A 467-nucleotide genomic window follows, 5' to 3' on the forward strand; every position below is an offset into this window, starting at 1 on the left:
CTCGATGCCGCGATCACCGCCGGTGACATCGGCCTGCGCGAAGACCGGCTGCGGATCCCCAAGCTCAAGGCGCTTGGCGAGGGCCCGGAAGTCAGGGCGACACGCAGGGCCCTGTTCGGGGCGATCGGCGCGGTTCAACTGCCCGATATTCTCATCGAGATCGATGCCCTTACCCATTTCTCATGGATCCTCTTGGGGCGGCAGCCTGCCAGCACGACGGAGCTGACACAGGTCTATTGTGCCCTGCTGGGATTGGGCACAATGCAGAGCGCGGCCAGCGTCAGCCGGATGGTTGCGGGTGTCAGCGATGACCAGATCGAACATGTGATGCGCCAGATCATCGCAAGCGGGCAGCTGCGCGCCGCAAGTGACGCAGTCGTCAACCACATGCTCTCCCACCCAGTTGCACGGCGATGGGGCACAGGTAAACAGGCATCGGCGGACATGATGAGTCTGGACGCCACGCG

The 467-nt window shown here is 63.8% G+C and carries 1 protein-coding gene; it reads left to right on the plus strand.

The annotated features are described in order from the left end of the window. On the plus strand, positions 1-467 hold a 467-nt coding region (locus AACY19_RS27190), incomplete at both ends, for a Tn3 family transposase (RefSeq protein WP_339454589.1).

Source organism: Pseudomonas sp. EA_5y_Pfl2_R50 (assembly GCF_963970475.1).
GTDB lineage: Bacteria > Pseudomonadota > Gammaproteobacteria > Pseudomonadales > Pseudomonadaceae > Aquipseudomonas.